At 54.3% G+C, this 15,232-nt stretch carries 11 protein-coding genes, 1 tRNA gene and 1 pseudogene; 4 read left to right on the forward strand and 9 right to left on the reverse strand.

Features of this window, described 5'->3' with window-relative positions; genetic code table 11:
- Nucleotides 1-78: 78 nt before the first annotated feature.
- The 5 genes and pseudogenes from ACW5XD_RS12965 to ACW5XD_RS12985 all read right to left on the reverse strand — a co-directional run bounded on the left by ACW5XD_RS12965 (nucleotide 79) and on the right by ACW5XD_RS12985 (nucleotide 7,826).
- Nucleotides 79-996, reverse strand: a pseudogene (locus ACW5XD_RS12965) (IS5 family transposase).
- Nucleotides 997-1,295: 299 nt separating this feature from the next.
- Nucleotides 1,296-2,801 (reverse strand): EAL domain-containing protein, encoded by a 1,506-nt coding sequence (locus tag ACW5XD_RS12970; protein WP_456495242.1) that lies wholly within the window; start codon nucleotides 2,799-2,801, stop codon nucleotides 1,296-1,298.
- Nucleotides 2,802-2,905: 104 nt separating this feature from the next.
- Entirely contained in the window at nucleotides 2,906-5,896 is a 2,991-nt protein-coding gene (locus ACW5XD_RS12975; protein ID WP_456495243.1) for a hypothetical protein, read from the reverse strand.
- On the reverse strand, nucleotides 5,896-6,924 hold the full coding sequence (locus ACW5XD_RS12980; protein WP_456495244.1) for an OmpA family protein: 1,029 nt from the start codon (nucleotides 6,922-6,924) through the stop codon (nucleotides 5,896-5,898). Before ACW5XD_RS12980 ends, ACW5XD_RS12975 begins: the two co-directional genes overlap by 1 nt.
- 812 nt (nucleotides 6,925-7,736) lie before the next feature.
- Nucleotides 7,737-7,826: transfer RNA gene (locus ACW5XD_RS12985), tRNA-Ser, on the reverse strand.
- A gap of 443 nt (nucleotides 7,827-8,269) precedes the next feature.
- Between ACW5XD_RS12985 and ACW5XD_RS12990 the strand changes: the two genes are divergently transcribed.
- Together ACW5XD_RS12990 and ACW5XD_RS12995 are read left to right on the forward strand one after the other, a co-directional pair.
- Nucleotides 8,270-9,187: a L,D-transpeptidase family protein gene (locus ACW5XD_RS12990; RefSeq protein ID WP_456495245.1), complete on the forward strand. Its 918-nt coding sequence runs from the start codon at nucleotides 8,270-8,272 to the stop codon at nucleotides 9,185-9,187.
- Between the two features lie 30 nt (nucleotides 9,188-9,217).
- Entirely contained in the window at nucleotides 9,218-10,216 is a 999-nt protein-coding gene (locus ACW5XD_RS12995; protein WP_456495246.1) for a DUF481 domain-containing protein, read from the forward strand.
- Between the two features lie 137 nt (nucleotides 10,217-10,353).
- On the opposite strand, the gene ACW5XD_RS13000 is transcribed toward ACW5XD_RS12995, so the two are convergent.
- The 3 genes from ACW5XD_RS13000 to ACW5XD_RS13010 form a co-directional block, all read right to left on the reverse strand.
- Nucleotides 10,354-11,073, reverse strand: a complete 720-nt coding sequence (locus ACW5XD_RS13000; RefSeq protein WP_456495247.1) for a MaoC family dehydratase — start codon at nucleotides 11,071-11,073, stop codon at nucleotides 10,354-10,356.
- A gap of 266 nt (nucleotides 11,074-11,339) precedes the next feature.
- The gene (rlmF, locus tag ACW5XD_RS13005; protein ID WP_456495248.1) at nucleotides 11,340-12,296 is read right to left on the reverse strand and encodes a 23S rRNA (adenine(1618)-N(6))-methyltransferase RlmF; all 957 of its coding nucleotides are present in this window, start codon (nucleotides 12,294-12,296) and stop codon (nucleotides 11,340-11,342) included.
- Nucleotides 12,297-12,446: 150 nt separating this feature from the next.
- Nucleotides 12,447-12,935 carry a C40 family peptidase gene (locus ACW5XD_RS13010; protein WP_456495249.1) on the reverse strand — a complete coding sequence of 163 codons (489 nt, stop codon included), beginning with the start codon at nucleotides 12,933-12,935 and terminating at the stop codon, nucleotides 12,447-12,449.
- Nucleotides 12,936-13,210: 275 nt separating this feature from the next.
- On the opposite strand from ACW5XD_RS13010, the gene ACW5XD_RS13015 reads away from it, so the two are divergent.
- Both ACW5XD_RS13015 and ACW5XD_RS13020 read left to right on the forward strand, forming a co-directional pair.
- Nucleotides 13,211-13,933 (forward strand): 4'-phosphopantetheinyl transferase family protein, encoded by a 723-nt coding sequence (locus tag ACW5XD_RS13015; RefSeq protein ID WP_456495250.1) that lies wholly within the window; start codon nucleotides 13,211-13,213, stop codon nucleotides 13,931-13,933.
- Nucleotides 13,930-14,778 carry a tetratricopeptide repeat protein gene (locus ACW5XD_RS13020; RefSeq protein ID WP_456495251.1) on the forward strand — a complete coding sequence of 283 codons (849 nt, stop codon included), beginning with the start codon at nucleotides 13,930-13,932 and terminating at the stop codon, nucleotides 14,776-14,778. The genes ACW5XD_RS13015 and ACW5XD_RS13020 overlap by 4 nt, the downstream gene beginning before the upstream one ends.
- Before the next feature lie 143 nt (nucleotides 14,779-14,921).
- Here ACW5XD_RS13020 and ACW5XD_RS13025 read toward each other — a convergent pair whose 3' ends face one another.
- Nucleotides 14,922-15,164, reverse strand: coding sequence for an Lpp/OprI family alanine-zipper lipoprotein (locus tag ACW5XD_RS13025; protein WP_005334342.1), 243 nt, complete (start codon nucleotides 15,162-15,164; stop codon nucleotides 14,922-14,924).
- Nucleotides 15,165-15,232 lie beyond the last annotated feature (68 nt).

Raw genomic sequence — 15,232 nt, forward strand, 5'->3', positions numbered from 1 at the left:
TTTCAATCTCATATCATCAAAACGGCGTTGTTTCCTAAATCAGCAATCAGGTTACAACGCCCCCAGCCCCAGTGACAGCTACTCTCGGGGCTTTCTGACAGGCAGACCAAGGGTGTTCAGTTTGTTTATCGCGCTCACATACGCCATCACTTCTCCTACCTGGCCGTTGTATTTTCGCAGTCTGATTTTGCCTGCCATTAGCTGCTTGAACCACGACATCGCTGTTTCTGCCGACGAGCGACGGTGATACCCCGATATCTTCTTCCAGTGCGCTTGTACTTCCTTTCGCATCACCAGCAGAGCCTCATTTCTCGGATGTCCCTTTTCCCATAGCCCAGCGTTCTTGCGAGGCGGGATACAGGCTGCCGCCCCTTTACGCGCTATCAACTGATGGCTGGCTTTGCTGTCATAGGCGCCATCCGCATAAACACGGCCCAGCTTGCGACGAAGTGGGTTCAGTAATGTTGGCAGCACCTCAGTATCATGAACATTCTCCAACGACACTTCCGCCGCCACAATATCGTGAGTCTCCGGGTTTACCGCCAGATGCAACTTGCGCCAGACTCGGCGCTTTTCTGCCCCGTATTTCCTGACTTTCCACTCGCCTTCTCCAAATACCTTGAGGCCGGTCGAGTCGATAACCAGGCCTGTGATACGCCCCCTGGATGGCTGCCGATAGGCCACCTTCACTTTACGGGCCCGCTTGCTGACACAGCTACCGTCCGGGGCACACAGCGGCACATTCATCAGTTCGAACAGGGAGTCGAGTAGCCCCTGAGTTGCTCGCAGAGTGAGGCTGAAAATCCCTTTGAGCATCAGGAAGGTTGAGATGCTCTGGTCGGTGTAGAGCTGGCTGCGGCCCCGTCACCCATGATGGTCGTGGTGGAACCAGTTGTTCATGGCGGCGGCATCCACCCAGAAGGCGAGAGAGCCACGATAAATCAGAGACTTGTTATATTGAGACCAATTAGTGATGGGGTGAAGCGCCTTGCCCATGAATGCTGACTTGAAGGGAATGGTGGTGATCAGATCACCGCCTCCTCAGTTAGTTCCATTCAAGACATGTGGATTTGGGAAACAACACCCACCTTAGCACGCAGAACCCCATTTTGATCACCCACAATTATCCTGTTAACACCCTTATTATCTGCTGAATAACGAATAAACTCACCCTCATGAATATTAATTCCACTAGCCAATATATTGCAGCAAAACTATCAAAACCTTGGTACAACGCACCGATTTTTATTTTTCATCATTAATATAGATGACTACTGACATCAATATAAAATGTATCACAACCAAGCGGCAACAAACTCATCGATTGGGATAGGCTTTCCAATGAGGTACCCTTGCATCATGCTCACACCTTTAGAGGATAAATAATTTTTTTGCTCTATTGTCTCGACTCCCTCAGCAACCAGTATCATGTCCAAATTTTCAGCCAAGTCGATCAATGTATCCAACAGAGGCGATGATATGGCATTGGAGTCAATCATTGAAACAAATTGCTTGTCTATTTTTAGATAATCAAAAGAAAATTTCTGCAAGTATGCCAAACTCGATTGGCCGGTACCAAAGTCATCGAGGGCTAGCTTGATACCCATCCCCTTAACTAATGAAAAAAAATCTCGTGTCTTTACATCATCTTCCAGCAAGGTTCGCTCGGTCAATTCAAGAAATAATATGTTACTGTACCTTGGAAAGTGAGATATAAACCTTTTGCAATCAACTAATAAGTCACTACTATGACACTGCTGTGCGCTTATGTTGAATCCAATATGAAAGCTGGCAGGTAAATCGTCAACTCTTGTCGATAGCTTGGTCGATACCTGTTGCATAAGACTCGATGTGATTGTATTGATGAGCCCAGATGTCTCGGCCTGAGAAATAAAAAAGTCGGGAGTGATCAACCCTGTTTGGGGGTGCATCCATCTGACTAAAACCTCTGCTCCAACCAAGGCCCCCGTTTGGCCATCAACCAATGGCTGCAAGTAGGGCACAAACTCGTTATTTTTAACTGCTCGTTGCAGATCCTTCTGGAGTGACAGTGGCTGTCCTGTGCGATACCATGTATATGCAGATAACAAGGCAGAAATAAAAACAAGCAACATCACAACATATCCATTGTTTTTTATCAAATAATCTAAAAAATTAACTTGACCATAAGTTGCATATATTGAATATGGATATTTTTCGGATTTTTTGTTCATGCCAAACATGTCATAAATGTTAGGTTGTTCATCAAAAAATGCCCCTGACATATCTATCCATGCATCCTCGACATTAATGAGAAGAGCATTGTTATGCACTGCCATCCCAAGGAGAATTTTGATGTAGATGGCGTCAATAACACTGACAGCGGCCATGTCTTGAGCATGACTTTTGATGACCAACCCTCCCCTGGTTGGCATCATGGGAGTCCCTGACACCAGCTTGATATGGTAATCACCCGGCATATATATTTTCTTGTCACCTGTATACGACCCACAATAGATAAAATCATCTCTAATGACATTTACTGTTCTGACGTAAGGAGTGGTGGCCACTGCGTCTCGTAGAGTAGGTCTGACCTCATCACAACTTAAATTGCCAAGGCCTAACATTTTTTCATTGATACCGATGGAGTAATCCAGTGCTTGGTCAATAATTGAAATGGCTTGGGACACTGAGGTTTCAGACCAGCGTTTGAAGTCATATATTTGCTGATAATATAGGGCGCTAAAGCCCACTATCAAACATGATGCCGCTGTGGTGACGGATACTGATATTTGACGAAGCGTACAAATTGATGCGAGCATATAAATCTCATTTCATCGAAGTTATAACAATAAGAGAATGACGGCTCTCATGATAGAGAGCCGTTTATTACTGTTTCAGGTCGGGATATGTAACCGAAAAATGCTTATTGCGGCACGTTCAAGCCGGCTGAAGGGAGAGTGAAATAATCAGGGAAACCATCACCATTGATATCATCCAGGCCATCATCCCCTGTCACTTCATTACTCCCATTAAACACTGTGGTGTTGCGCTGCAAGGGATTTTGACCGAGGCGGATTTCAAGGCCATCCCACACCCCATCATTATCACTGTCCGGGCGGCCGGGTATGGTGCAGGGTTGCTGACCAACTGTGGAGTAGGGCACGACGCAGCCAGCCATTTCATCGCGGTTGCTGATGCCATCCCGGTCGGTGTCGATAGCCGCGTCATAAGGGACAAACTTGGCAGTCAAGATTTCATCGGCCACTGCCGAGCTGTCGCTGTAAGTGCTTTTTCCCCAAGTCACGACCGAGCCATCTTTGCGAATGGCGGCTATGGAATTGTAATTATTTTCAAAGGTATCAGTAACCGTCCACGCTGGGTTATCGCCGTTGAGCAGTTCGGCTACTGCTTCGCTCATATAGCCGTAACTGGAACTACCAATAGTCATCACTGAACCATCTTCGGCAAGAACACTGATATTTTTTGAAACGCCATAGAGCTTGACAGCTCGATGACTGGCATTAAATTCGCCCAACAGACCGGTGCCTTCACTACCCCAAGTGACGACGGACCCATCTTCTCGGAGTGCAGCTTTGATCCAACCTCCCCCAACTACCTCTACCACCTTGACTGAGCCATCCAGCAGATGGGCCACCGTAGAAATATCATTATCAAATCCCCACGCCACCACGGACCCATCCTGACGCAAAGCAACCGCGGATTGACTAGTCGAGATCAATTCAACTACTGGCACGGAGCCATTCAATTGGTTCGCTACCGCACTGCTATCACCTCCTTTGGTTGCATCTCCCCAGGTCACCACCGAGCCATCCTGGCGCAGGGCTGCAAAGGCAGTGGTGCCAACATGATGAATCGAGACTACCGGATTGGTGCTGTCATTCAGCTGAGCGCTGACCGCACTGCTGTTGCCTCCATTGGTAGCATCTCCCCAGGTCACCACAGACCCATCCTGACGCAGTGCTGCCATAGCATAAGCCGTCACGGTAAGTTGAGTCACCGGTATCGTGCCATCTAGTTTGCTGGCCACACTGCTACTGTCGCCTCCACGGCTTGCATATCCCCAGGTCACCACAGAGCCATCCTGGCGCAAGGCAGCAAAGGCGCCACCAAAGGAGTGATCAGTGGAGATGGAGACTACCGGGATCGTGCCGTTCAGTTGGTTCGCGACCGCGTTGCTGTTTCCTCCATTGCTTGAACTCCCCCAGGTCACCACAGAGCCATTCTGGCGCAAAGCAGCAAAAGAACTCTGACTGGGAGTGATGGAGATCACTGGGATGGTGCCGTCCAGTTGGCTAGCGACCAGACTGCTGTCGCCGCCACTTGAACTGCTGCCCCAGCTCACCACTGAGCCATCGGCCCGCAAGGCTGCCATCGCGTAAGCGCTCGCTGCTACCGATATCACCGGCACTGAGCCATCCAATTGGCTGGCCACTGCACTACTATCGCCACCAGAGCCTGCTGTGCCCCAGGTCACCACAGAGCCATCCTGGCGCAAAGCGGCTTGAGCAGTACTAGTACCGATGACAGAGACCACCGGCGGAGTGCCCTTCTCGGCGACGACCTGATCGCAGGCCATGGCACCGTAACTGCCGTTGTGGGCCACCGGGATGACGCAGGCATTAATGGTGCTGTTTTCCAGCGCGGGGGCCACGGTCAGCTCGCACGCGACGCCCGCCCCGGATGCGCATGGCAGGTAGTGCACCATGCCGCTGTAATAAGCCTGGCCGTAGTAGGCAAAGACCGACTCCCCTTCAGAGGTATCGCCGCCGGTACCCGGCGCATAGCTGTAACTGGCACTCAGGGTGTTGCCCAGCACCGGCACGCCACTGATGGTCACGGTGGCGCTGGGTGGTGTCACCCCAGAGGGGAAGGAGGGCGCCTGGGAGTTGAAGTCCGCACTGACGGTCGCACCGTCGGTGATGCCACTGATGGCGACCGGCGTTGCCTTGACCGTCAGGGTTTTCCCTACCATGTTGGGCTTCACATCCAGCACGGCATTGGTCGCCCCCGCAATATCCACCCCCTCCAGCTGCCATTGGTAGCGGCTGATGCCTTGCACATCCCCGTCTGCATCTTCGTATTGCGCAACGGCAAACAACTTGGCTTGGGTTCCCGAGGCGCCGCCATAGACCTTCAGGGAGGTAAAGGCTGGCGCCGTGTTGTAGTTCAACTTGAGCCAGTCGATATCGCCATTGCCATAAGCACCGTTGCTGTCGGCAGGGGCCACCGCAGCGCCCAGCTCATAGCCATCCATCGCACTGGTGACGGGCATCTCGCACGCCGCGCCGGGCGTGCAGTGCTTGAGGACTTGTATCATGCCGGCAGTATCCCGCTGCAACCAGACGAAGCGACTACTCCCTTCCGGAATACCAGTGGGGGAAAAATAGGTATAGCTGGCGGTGACCCACGTCGGGTTGAGCGGCTGGTCACTGCTGGCCGAGACATCCGCACTGGGCGCCTCACTGCCGGGGGCCTGTGTCTGGGGCACAAAGGCGGTGCACACTTCGCTGCCCACCAACTCCCCGGCCAGCGCCCTTGGTGTCACACACCCCTGAATATTGGTGGAGCTTGCACCGGTAAACTCCGCCAGCGACAAGCCCAAGGAAGCATGGGTCTCTCCCGGGATGGCCACGCCATCACGCAGCCAGCGATACAGTGGTTTATCGGGGGCATCACCTTCCGCATCGGCATAGCGCCCGGTCAAAAACACGGTGGGGATATCAAGCAATGCCGAATAGGTTGAGACATCCAGCGCCTGTGGTGCCGCGTTGACCGCTGGCGGGGTTGTGCCGCCGTCGCCAGTACCGAGCAACCCGGTGTCCCCATTGCCGCAGCCCAACAGCAGGGCCGAGAATGCGGAGGGTAACAGTACCTTGATGGTGTCAATTTTCATTACATCGCATCCTTATCTTGCAATACGGTGGTGGTAAAGGAGACCTCGACCCGACGGTTGGCGGCTTGCCCTGCTGGGGTGCGGTTATCCGCGACGGGTGCACGTTCTCCCATGCCTTTCACCGTTATCCGCTGGGGAGATACCCCTTTGCTGACCAGATAATCGGATACGGCCATCGCGCGAGCGGCAGAGAGTTGGTCGTTGTAGGTCGCAGAGCCGCGACTGTCGGTGTGACCGGTGATATAAATCCGGCCCGTATCGTAGCGGGTCAGTTGTGCGGCCAGCGGGGCGAGCGCATCTGGGTGGCTCAGCTCACTGCTGTTATCGGCAAAGGTCATGTCGCCGGACAGCGTCACTTCCCTAGAAGTAGGTGCTTTTTCCATCGCCACAGGAATGGTGGCCGCCACGGGCGCCGCCGCACCTTGCTGACCGAAGTGATAGCTCATGCCCAGCGAGGTGTAGTGCAGGTCGGATTGGCCCAGCAGGTCGGAGCCAGCCCCATCGATGTATTGATACTCGGCCCTTAGGGACAGCTCGCGTGACAGCGCCCACTCCATGCCAACGGCCAGCATCGGATTCCAGGCAATATCGGATTGATGGATTTGGCTGGTGCCGTGTTGGGTATCTTTCTCCATGTTGAGGTAGGAGACACCTAAGCGGGTATAGGCTGCCAGCGAGTCGGTCAGGCCATAATCGAAGCGCGCAGTCAGTTCACTCCCCCAGAGGGATGCAGCGGCGGTCTGGTCGCCATAGCGGGCATCCGGATTGCCGTAATCCGTCAATGCCCCTTCAATGGCCAACCAATGATTGAAACGGTAACCCGCCAATATGCCAGCCCCCAGCGTATCATCCTGACATTGGGTGGCATCTGCATTGCAGGCGTCCTGAAAATGGCTCCACCCCAGTCGAGCCCCAAGATAGGCATGTTCGTTGGACTGGTTTGTCGCCGAGGCGGAAGGGCTTATCAGGGCTGAGCTAAGCAATACCGTGCTCAACACACTGACCGCAGGGAGTGGGCTTTTTATCATATTTATCCTCTGTATCATCAATATCAGGGGTCATAAACACGATATGTGCTTACCCCATAAAGATGCATCTGTGATGCGAAGATGAGGATTATATGAGCTAACAATGCTCACTTATTGAGTAATTACGAATGGAGTTGGTGATATTTGACGTGGGTGAGGGTGATCACACTGGCATACAGACAGCATTCAGTTTTGCTTCATTAATGTTGCGTATTCTGGCGAACTAAGTTTTCCAAAATTGAACACTGCTCGTTGAGGGTATACACATTCAAGCCTCTGGATGAAATAGACAGCTCTGGGACAAGCAATGGTCTATGTATCAAGTTCTGAGCCAATAGCAGCAGAGACAGGAGATAAGGATACCCCCTTGTCTACTTGCCGATGGCGTTGTTACGTCAAGCTTTTCCATCCGATAGTGGGGATGCCTTGCACCACAAGGCTTCCGACAAGATGTAGCACTATCAGGAACAGTTATTTAGCATAGTCGCTGTCTGGCAGCGACCATCCAGCTGTCCACCTACAAGAGAAGAGCAAGCCACGGCCTCAAGTAGTAGTGGTGCCCATCAAGATAGGCCGTAACGAACCGAGCTCCTGTGGCAGCGGCAATAAATACAAGCAGTGTGTTTGCACTGACCTGCAAAACAAATAGCAAGAGATGGCCGTGGGCCCTCTCTAATTAGACAACGTGCAGAGGATAAACCCAACAAGGAGTCCAAAGCAGTCCAAAGAGATCGCAGCCAGCACCCAATGGCATACCAGGAAAACCACTAAAACAAAAAGCCCAACCAATTTAATTGGTTGGGCTTGGTATGTGGCGGAGAGACAGGGATTCGAACCCTGGGTGGTATTGCTACCACAATTGATTTCGAGTCAATCCCGTTCGGCCACTCCGGCATCTCTCCATGGGCTTCATTCTTACCGAACCCGGTCTGGTAAATCAACCTGAATCTCTTTAAAGATCAACCAACTGTCTATAAAACAGGCAAGGATCGCCATTTTTACCATCGACCAGCAATGGCACTTCAATGGCACTTCAATGGCGCTTTTATCGCAGAGCACAGAGTCCGAACCAAGCACAAGCCAGGTGAGTATGATGATGCGCCACCGCTCGGCTCACTGGTTTGCAGGTTGTGGCATGCCCCATTACCAATGGGGTTCATCCAAGATTATCCGGCACTGTATTAAAAAGGTGTAAGAAGCCGTCAAAAGGCCCCTTCTTCGTGACAAGACCCTTCTGTAGCCCTTGTGGGACGGACTGGTAATCAGGAGTGGATTGGTTAACAATTTCACCTCTCTTTTCAGGGCGGGCAGTGACCGGCCCTCACGCCATTTGACAGGAAGTACCATGTTCAATGCACAAATCGCCTCACTGCTGCTGATGACAACCAGCCTCTGGAGCGCGTCAATCTGGGCCACGGCCTATTCCTTGCCACCGGCAGACAGCCGTTTGATCGGCGAGCTCGAGGACTACATAGTCCAGCAGAATGAACACCTTGAACTGATCGGCAAACACACCCAGATTGGCTTTTTGGCACTGCTCGAGGCAAATCCCGGAGTGGACCCCTATTTACCCAAACCGGGTACGCGCTTGACCCTGCCGACCCAGATGTTGCTGCCGGATGTACCAAGAGAGGGCATTGTCATCAACCTGCCCGAACTGCGCCTTTACTACTTCCCCAAGGGGAAAAATGAGGTGATCGTCTTGCCCATCGGTATCGGCGACATAGGGCGGGAGACCCCGGAGATGACCACGACGGTGATCGCCAAGAACCCCAACCCGACCTGGGTACCCGGCCCCATGGTGCGCAAATCCTGGCTGGAACAGAAGGGGATAACCCTGCCTGCTGTCGTGCCGCCAGGTCCGGACAATCCCCTCGGCAAGTTCGCCATGCGTCTCGGTTACGGCAAGCAGGACTACCTCATTCACGGTACCAACAAGGAGTTTGGTGTCGGATTGAGGGTCAGCGCGGGCTGCATTCGCCTGCGCCCCGATGATATCGAGGCCCTGTTCAACATAGTTCCCCTCGGCACTCAGGTACGGGTGATCAACCAGCCGGTCAAAACCGCCAGCGAGCCCGATGGCCACCACTGGCTGGAGGTCCACTCCCCCCTATCCCGCACTGAGCTGGAGCTGGAACAAGGCGCCCCCCTGATCCTCTCAGCCGAGGTGGAAACCTTTATCGCCATGCCCGAGGTCGATGCTGACAAGGTGGCCAACGCGCTGAACCATAAGAATGGTATTCCACGCCCCGTCAGTGGTTAACGGCAACCCTGTGTTCATGAAGGATCTTCCATGAGAAACCGCGTCTGGTTCTTGCTCACCCTGTTGCTCAGCCCGCTGGCACTGGCCGACATCCTTTGGATGGACAACGGTGACCGGCTGACCGGCACCATAGAAGAGATAGGTGATGAGCAGGTACGCATCGCACTCCCTTACAGCTCGCCGATCACGGTCAAGCGCGAGGCAGTCAAACGTTGGCGTCTGGAAAAACAGGACAAACCGAAACCGACAGTGAAGACGGGTATCACTCTGCTCGCACTCACCCCGGATGATAAAAAAGCCTGGCTGTGGACAGGCAACAGCGACCTGAACGTGAAGCTCAAGCACAGCGACAAGCAGACCAACAACGTCAACCTGAAAGCCGCCACCGAGCTTGCCAACCTCGACTGGCGATACAGCCTGGATGGGGAATATATCTACGAAACCGCCAACAACGTCACCAACAGCCATGAGTATCGGCTCAAACCCATGCTGGACTTCTTCTTTGACCAGAACTGGTTCGTACGCTCCTCCATCGACTATGAATATCAGATGCTCGATGCAGAGTATCTGGATCTGGGTTATGCCTCGGGCCCGGGGTACAGGTTCTGGAACGACAAGAAACACCGCCTTGAGCTTATCTCCCAGGCGGGTCTGGAACGCGCCTATTTCAGGCCGGGTTACTGGGACAATTTTGTCATCGCAGACATATTCCATGACAGGATCATCAATTATCCCCTTCTCAACCTCGGCTGGGATTACCGCCAGCCGATCTCCTTGTGGTCAGAAAACATAGAGTTGTTCAGCAAAGGGAACTACAAGAAATATCTTTCCCAACCCTCCGCTTACCTGACCCGTGAGCAATCCGTGCAGGGAAGTCTGGGAGTTCGTTACTACTTCAACGACCATTTGCGCCTTTCCTGGTCAAGCGAGTTGGATTGGGAAGATGCCTGGCTGGACTATCAGGGCTTCCACCAACAACTGGCTGACAAGGAGTGGCGCCACCTGATAAGCCTTGGGGCCAGCTTCTAATCATCGGGGCAAGCCATTCATGAGCGAATGGCTGAGCTACAAAGCAGTACAACTGCCATAAACAAAGCAGGCTCACCGAGGCGAGCCTGCTTTGTTTCAATACGATTCATGCCACAAGGGTAATGGTCTTCACGGCATCAGAAGTAGATCCGGGTGACAGATTCAATGACACAGCCGGGGCGACGAATGCCTTCAATCTCGACCTTGATCTCCTTGAGCAGCTCAAGCCCCCCCTTGATGGGCGTCACTCGCAGCAGCTTGGTGCGTGCGCGGATATTGCTGTCCACCTTGATAGGATACGGGAAACGCACCTGATCCAACCCGAAGTTTACCACCATACGGGCGTTCGGAAACTCGGGCGTCGCCTCGTTGATACTGCCCGTCAGCCGCGGCAACAGCGCCAGAGTCAGAAAACCATGGGCTATGGTGGTCTTGAACGGCGACTCGGCAGCGGCACGCTCAGGGTCTGTGTGGATCCACTGATTGTCGCCGGTCACGGCGGCAAACTCATTGATCATCTGCTGACGGACCAGCAACCATTCCCCCACGTGGGTCTCCGCGCCTATGCTGGGCTGCAGAGTGGCAAACAGAGCCGCAGCCTCACCACTGAGCTCGACTGACGGCTCATCAGCCTGCAGGGACTGACCGTTGGCAACCTGCGCCGAGCCCGCTTGCCGCTGCACGGACTGACTGTCAGCTTGCAGGTCCAGCACTCGACCCAGCAGAGGGTGGAGGTGTGCCTTTTGCTGAAACTCACGCCAGTAGTCGCGGATCGCCGGAGAGAGCCAATCCTTGAGCTCAAAGGGGTGCTGCGCCAAAATTTCGCGCTTGCGCTTCAGAAAATCGACAACTTTCATCTACCGATCCCTATTCGATTCAAAGCCTGTAAAGAGGTCTAACCAGTCCTATTTTATGAAAGTTTCAACTGCAAGTGCAAAAAAATCTCAGCGTACAGCTGTACCATGGAGAGAAGTGGTCACTAACTTACTGGTTACAAGCCTGATGGCACAAGGGGGAAAACGATTGTTATGGCGCGTCAACCGGCAAGGAGCGCCGCGTAAATCAGGGCCCGAAACAGCGGCCACACCGTCTGAGTGCCGCTGTTTATACCCTGCTTGCCCCGTCAGTCGTCGTCACGCTGTGCCGGTTGCCACCACTGCCCACAGGCAGCCTCATCCCGAAAACACCAGGCCAGGATCCGGCTCACCTTGTTGCCCTGCGCCATGTCGATCACCCGCACCTGACGGGCCCCAACCTGGGTCAGCGCCCTCTTTGCGGCCGGCAGGTTTTCCTTCTTTGACACCAGCGAGCTGAACCAGAGGCACTGGTTTGCAAACTCCTTGCTCTGGGCAATCATGGTGGCGAGAAACGCGGCTTCACCTCCTTCGCACCAGAGCTCTGCCTTCTGGCCGCCGAAATTGAGCACGGGCGCACCCTTCACGGTTTTGCCCAGATTGCGCAGCTTGCGCTCGCTGCCCTTGCTGGCCTCATCGAGCGATCCATGGAATGGCGGATTGCACAGGGTCAGGGCGAAGCGCTCCTGCGGGCTTATGATGCCGCGAAAGACGTGTTTGGCATTGCCTTGATGGCGGCACTCGATCTGTCCGCCCAGCCCGTTGCTCCTGGCCAACAGGTTCGCCGCCTTGACCGATACCGGATCGATATCGGAGCCGATGAAACGCCAACCATACTCGCGAGCCCCCAACAGCGGGTAGATGCAGTTCGCCCCCACACCAATATCCAGCACCCGGACCCCCTTGCCGGTCGGTACGCGTCCCGCACTCTCGGCCAACAAATCCGCCACCCGATGCAGGTAGTCCACCCGTCCCGGGATCGGTGGGCAGAGATAACCCGCCGGCAGATCCCAATGCTGGATGCCGTAATGCAGGGCCAGCAAGGCCTTGTTCAGCGCCTTGACGGCGGCCGGTTCGGCAAAATCCAGGGTCTGGGTACCGTGCTCGTTGACGAATACGAAGGGTCGCAGCTCGGGGGTTCGCTGGCAAAGCGCATCGAAATCATAGGGAGCCTGATGGCGATTGCGTGGATGCAATCCGGATTTGCGATCGGAGTGGGTCTTCATGCTGGGCCTGCCGAGGGAAAACGGGCCCACACTATAGTGATTTGGCCCCGTAAAGTCTAAATTGCGGCCACAAAAAACCGGGCTTCAGGAGCCCGGTTCAAGTGAGGTTGGAAAAACAGTTCGTACTGCGAGCTGTTTGTCCAGCCTGACTCAGATGTCGATCCGGCGTGCTTGCCAGAACTTGCTGCGCCAATAGGAGCTATCCAGCTTGGAGCGCGTTACCCCGGCACTGGTCGAGGCGTGGATGAATTCGCCATTGCCTACGTAGATACCAACATGATTGAGACGACGATTGATCTTGAAGAACACCAGGTCTCCTTCGACCAGATCTTGCTTGGAAACACGAGTGCCTTCATGGACTTGGGAGCGAGTGTCACGGGGTAATTCGACACCGACGGCATTGCGGAACACTTCACGGGCAAAAGCGGAGCAATCTATGCCTCGCTGGCTGCTGCCTCCCATGCGGTAAGGGACGCCACGCCACTCTTTATATACTGTCAGGATTTCATTCACATCGGGTGTTTGCGAAGCTTCCGGTTCAATAATGGGTTCCATCATGGAAACTTCAATCTTGCTCGCGACCTCGGGCTGGGGTGCCGAGGCACAACCCACCATTCCGAGCGCGACCAGCAGTAGCATCAGGTGGCGCAATCCTTTATCCCCGCAAAATAGTAAAACTTGTTAAAATACGGCCCGGAAGGGCAATTTATAAGGCAACAGCACCCGACTATATCCAAGAATCCTATCGAGGCAAGCGAAAATCCCTATCGACATCACATTTCTGCAAGGAAATGCATTATTTTTCATGATTAATGTGATCATGGCCAAACAATATACAATCTCGAAAGCGACCGTCCTTGCTCGATCAAACTGACTTTTATCGCTGTTTCATCCCTCTTTTAAAGTGAAAAATTATGTTCTCAGTGGATCTCTATTTGTTAAAACCGGCAAATGTCAGCGCCGACCAGTTGGCTCGACTGCCGGACGCACTCTCCTCGGCAGAGCGGCAACAGTGGCAGGAGATCCACCACCCGGGACGCCGCCAGGAGTTCCTGATCAGCCGTGTGTTGCTCAGGTGCCTGCTGGCCGATCGCCTGCAATGTCAGGCCAGTGAACTGCTGTTTGGCACCAATCCCCACGGCAAACCCGAGTTGTGCGACCAGCGCTGGCAGTTCAATCTCAGCCACAGCGGCGACTGGCTGGTGATCGCGCTTTGTGCAAAGGGGCCCCTTGGGGTAGATATCGAAATGGGCCAGCGTCGCCGCCAGCCCCTGCCACTGGCCAAGCGTTTCTATGCAAGCAGCGAATATGAGTGGCTGGCCGCCCTGCCGGAACATGAGCAAGACAGCGCCTTCTATCGACTCTGGTCACGCAAGGAGGCTGTGCTGAAGGCCCATGGTGCCGGCATTGCCGCCGGGCTCGACAAGGTATGTTTTGTGCCGCAGCAGGGGTGGCGGCTCGACAACCGGCTCGATGAGCACGACTATCGGGTACAGGATTGGCCCCTTGGCGGCGGCTGGCTCAGCCTCGCCGCCCCGACCCTGGCCGTCAACGGCTGGCTGCTGGATGACAACTTGAAATTCACCCCCATCAACCCCATGTTAACTCACACCATTTTCCAAGAGTCAGCCTCATGATCGTCGACATCAATCCCCAGAATTTCCAAGCCGCACTGATCGATGCTTCCATGAAAAAGCCGGTCGTCATCTATTTTCACGCCCCCCAGATGCCCGAGTGTCAGGAGATGACCCCGCTGGTGGAGTCACTGGTTGGCCCGGCCAACCCCCAGGTGACCCTGGCCAGGGTCGACATGAACGATCCTCAGCTGCAACCGCTGGCTGGCCAGCTCGGCCTGCGCGCTCTGCCCGCACTGGTATTGTTCCATCAGGGTCGCCCGGACGAGCAGGCCATTCTGGAAGGGCCGCAGGACGAAGCCACCCTGCGCCACTACTTTGCCGCCTTCGCCCCCAAGGAGGAGGAACTGCTGTTCGAGAAGGCGCAGCAGGCGCTGACAGACGGCCAGGCCGATGTGGCCTATACCCATCTCACCAAGGCTCACCAGCTGGCACCGGAGCGCCACGACATCAGCCTGTGGCTCATTCAGGCGGCGCTGGATCTCAATCTGCTGGACGAAGCGCAGGAACGACTCGGCAAGATCCCCATGATCGCGCAGGATGACCACTATCAGACTCTGAGTTCCCGGCTGGCGCTGGCACTGCAGGCCGCAGACAGCCCGGAACTGCGGGCGCTGGAGGCGCGTCACGAGCAGGAGCCTGACAATTTCACTCTGACCCAGGAGCTGGCGGTGCAATACAACCAGGCGGGTCGACAGGAAGAGGCGTTGGCCTTGCTGTTTACCATTCTCAAGCGCGACCTGGCTTTTGGCGATGCCAAGAAGACCTATCTCGACATTCTGACCACCATGGGTACCCATCCGGCGGCACAAAGCTACCGCCGCAAGCTCTACAGCCTGCTCTACTGAATGATGAAATGATTAAAAACCGGGGTGATGCCGAGGGTTCGGCATTGCCTTGGCAAGGCGGGAGAATAGTGATGAAGTGCGGGGAATTGACGAATTTCAGGCAAAAAAAAATGGCGCATGAATGCGCCATTTTTTCGCATGGATTACTTCTTGTAGGAAGTAGCCATGTTGTCGATGCGCTGGTTAGCACGCATAGCTTCTTGCTTGGCTTCTGCAACATCAGCAGCGATCTTGGATTGATCAGCACGAACTGCGCTAACATCTTGAGCCAGTTGGTCAACTTTGTTAGACAGATTCTGAACGGAGGTTTCCAGTTCGCTGGTGTTTGCACAACCGCCCAGCAGAGCGGACAGACCAACAACACCTACCAACAACAATTTTTTCATTTTTAAAAGCTCCCTTTAACTCGCCAGACGTTTAGCAAGCGGCGTGATTATGGCACAAAAGAATCATA

It is taken from the genome of Aeromonas enterica, from assembly GCF_054052465.1.

What these genes read in the sequence shown, in the direction of transcription:
- ACW5XD_RS12990 (WP_456495245.1), top strand. Translation starts at nt 8,270, where the DNA reads ATGTTCAATGCACAAATCGCCTCACTGCTGCTGATGACAACCAGCCTC.
- ACW5XD_RS12975 (WP_456495243.1), bottom strand. Translation starts at nt 5,896, where the DNA reads ATGAAAATTGACACCATCAAGGTACTGTTACCCTCCGCATTCTCGGCC.
- ACW5XD_RS13000 (WP_456495247.1), bottom strand. Translation starts at nt 11,073, where the DNA reads ATGAAAGTTGTCGATTTTCTGAAGCGCAAGCGCGAAATTTTGGCGCAG.
- ACW5XD_RS13015 (WP_456495250.1), top strand. Translation starts at nt 13,211, where the DNA reads ATGTTCTCAGTGGATCTCTATTTGTTAAAACCGGCAAATGTCAGCGCC.
- rlmF (WP_456495248.1), bottom strand. Translation starts at nt 12,296, where the DNA reads ATGAAGACCCACTCCGATCGCAAATCCGGATTGCATCCACGCAATCGC.
- ACW5XD_RS12995 (WP_456495246.1), top strand. Translation starts at nt 9,218, where the DNA reads ATGAGAAACCGCGTCTGGTTCTTGCTCACCCTGTTGCTCAGCCCGCTG.
- ACW5XD_RS13025 (WP_005334342.1), bottom strand. Translation starts at nt 15,164, where the DNA reads ATGAAAAAATTGTTGTTGGTAGGTGTTGTTGGTCTGTCCGCTCTGCTG.
- ACW5XD_RS12980 (WP_456495244.1), bottom strand. Translation starts at nt 6,924, where the DNA reads ATGATAAAAAGCCCACTCCCTGCGGTCAGTGTGTTGAGCACGGTATTG.
- ACW5XD_RS13010 (WP_456495249.1), bottom strand. Translation starts at nt 12,935, where the DNA reads ATGCTACTGCTGGTCGCGCTCGGAATGGTGGGTTGTGCCTCGGCACCC.
- ACW5XD_RS12970 (WP_456495242.1), bottom strand. Translation starts at nt 2,801, where the DNA reads ATGCTCGCATCAATTTGTACGCTTCGTCAAATATCAGTATCCGTCACC.
- ACW5XD_RS13020 (WP_456495251.1), top strand. Translation starts at nt 13,930, where the DNA reads ATGATCGTCGACATCAATCCCCAGAATTTCCAAGCCGCACTGATCGAT.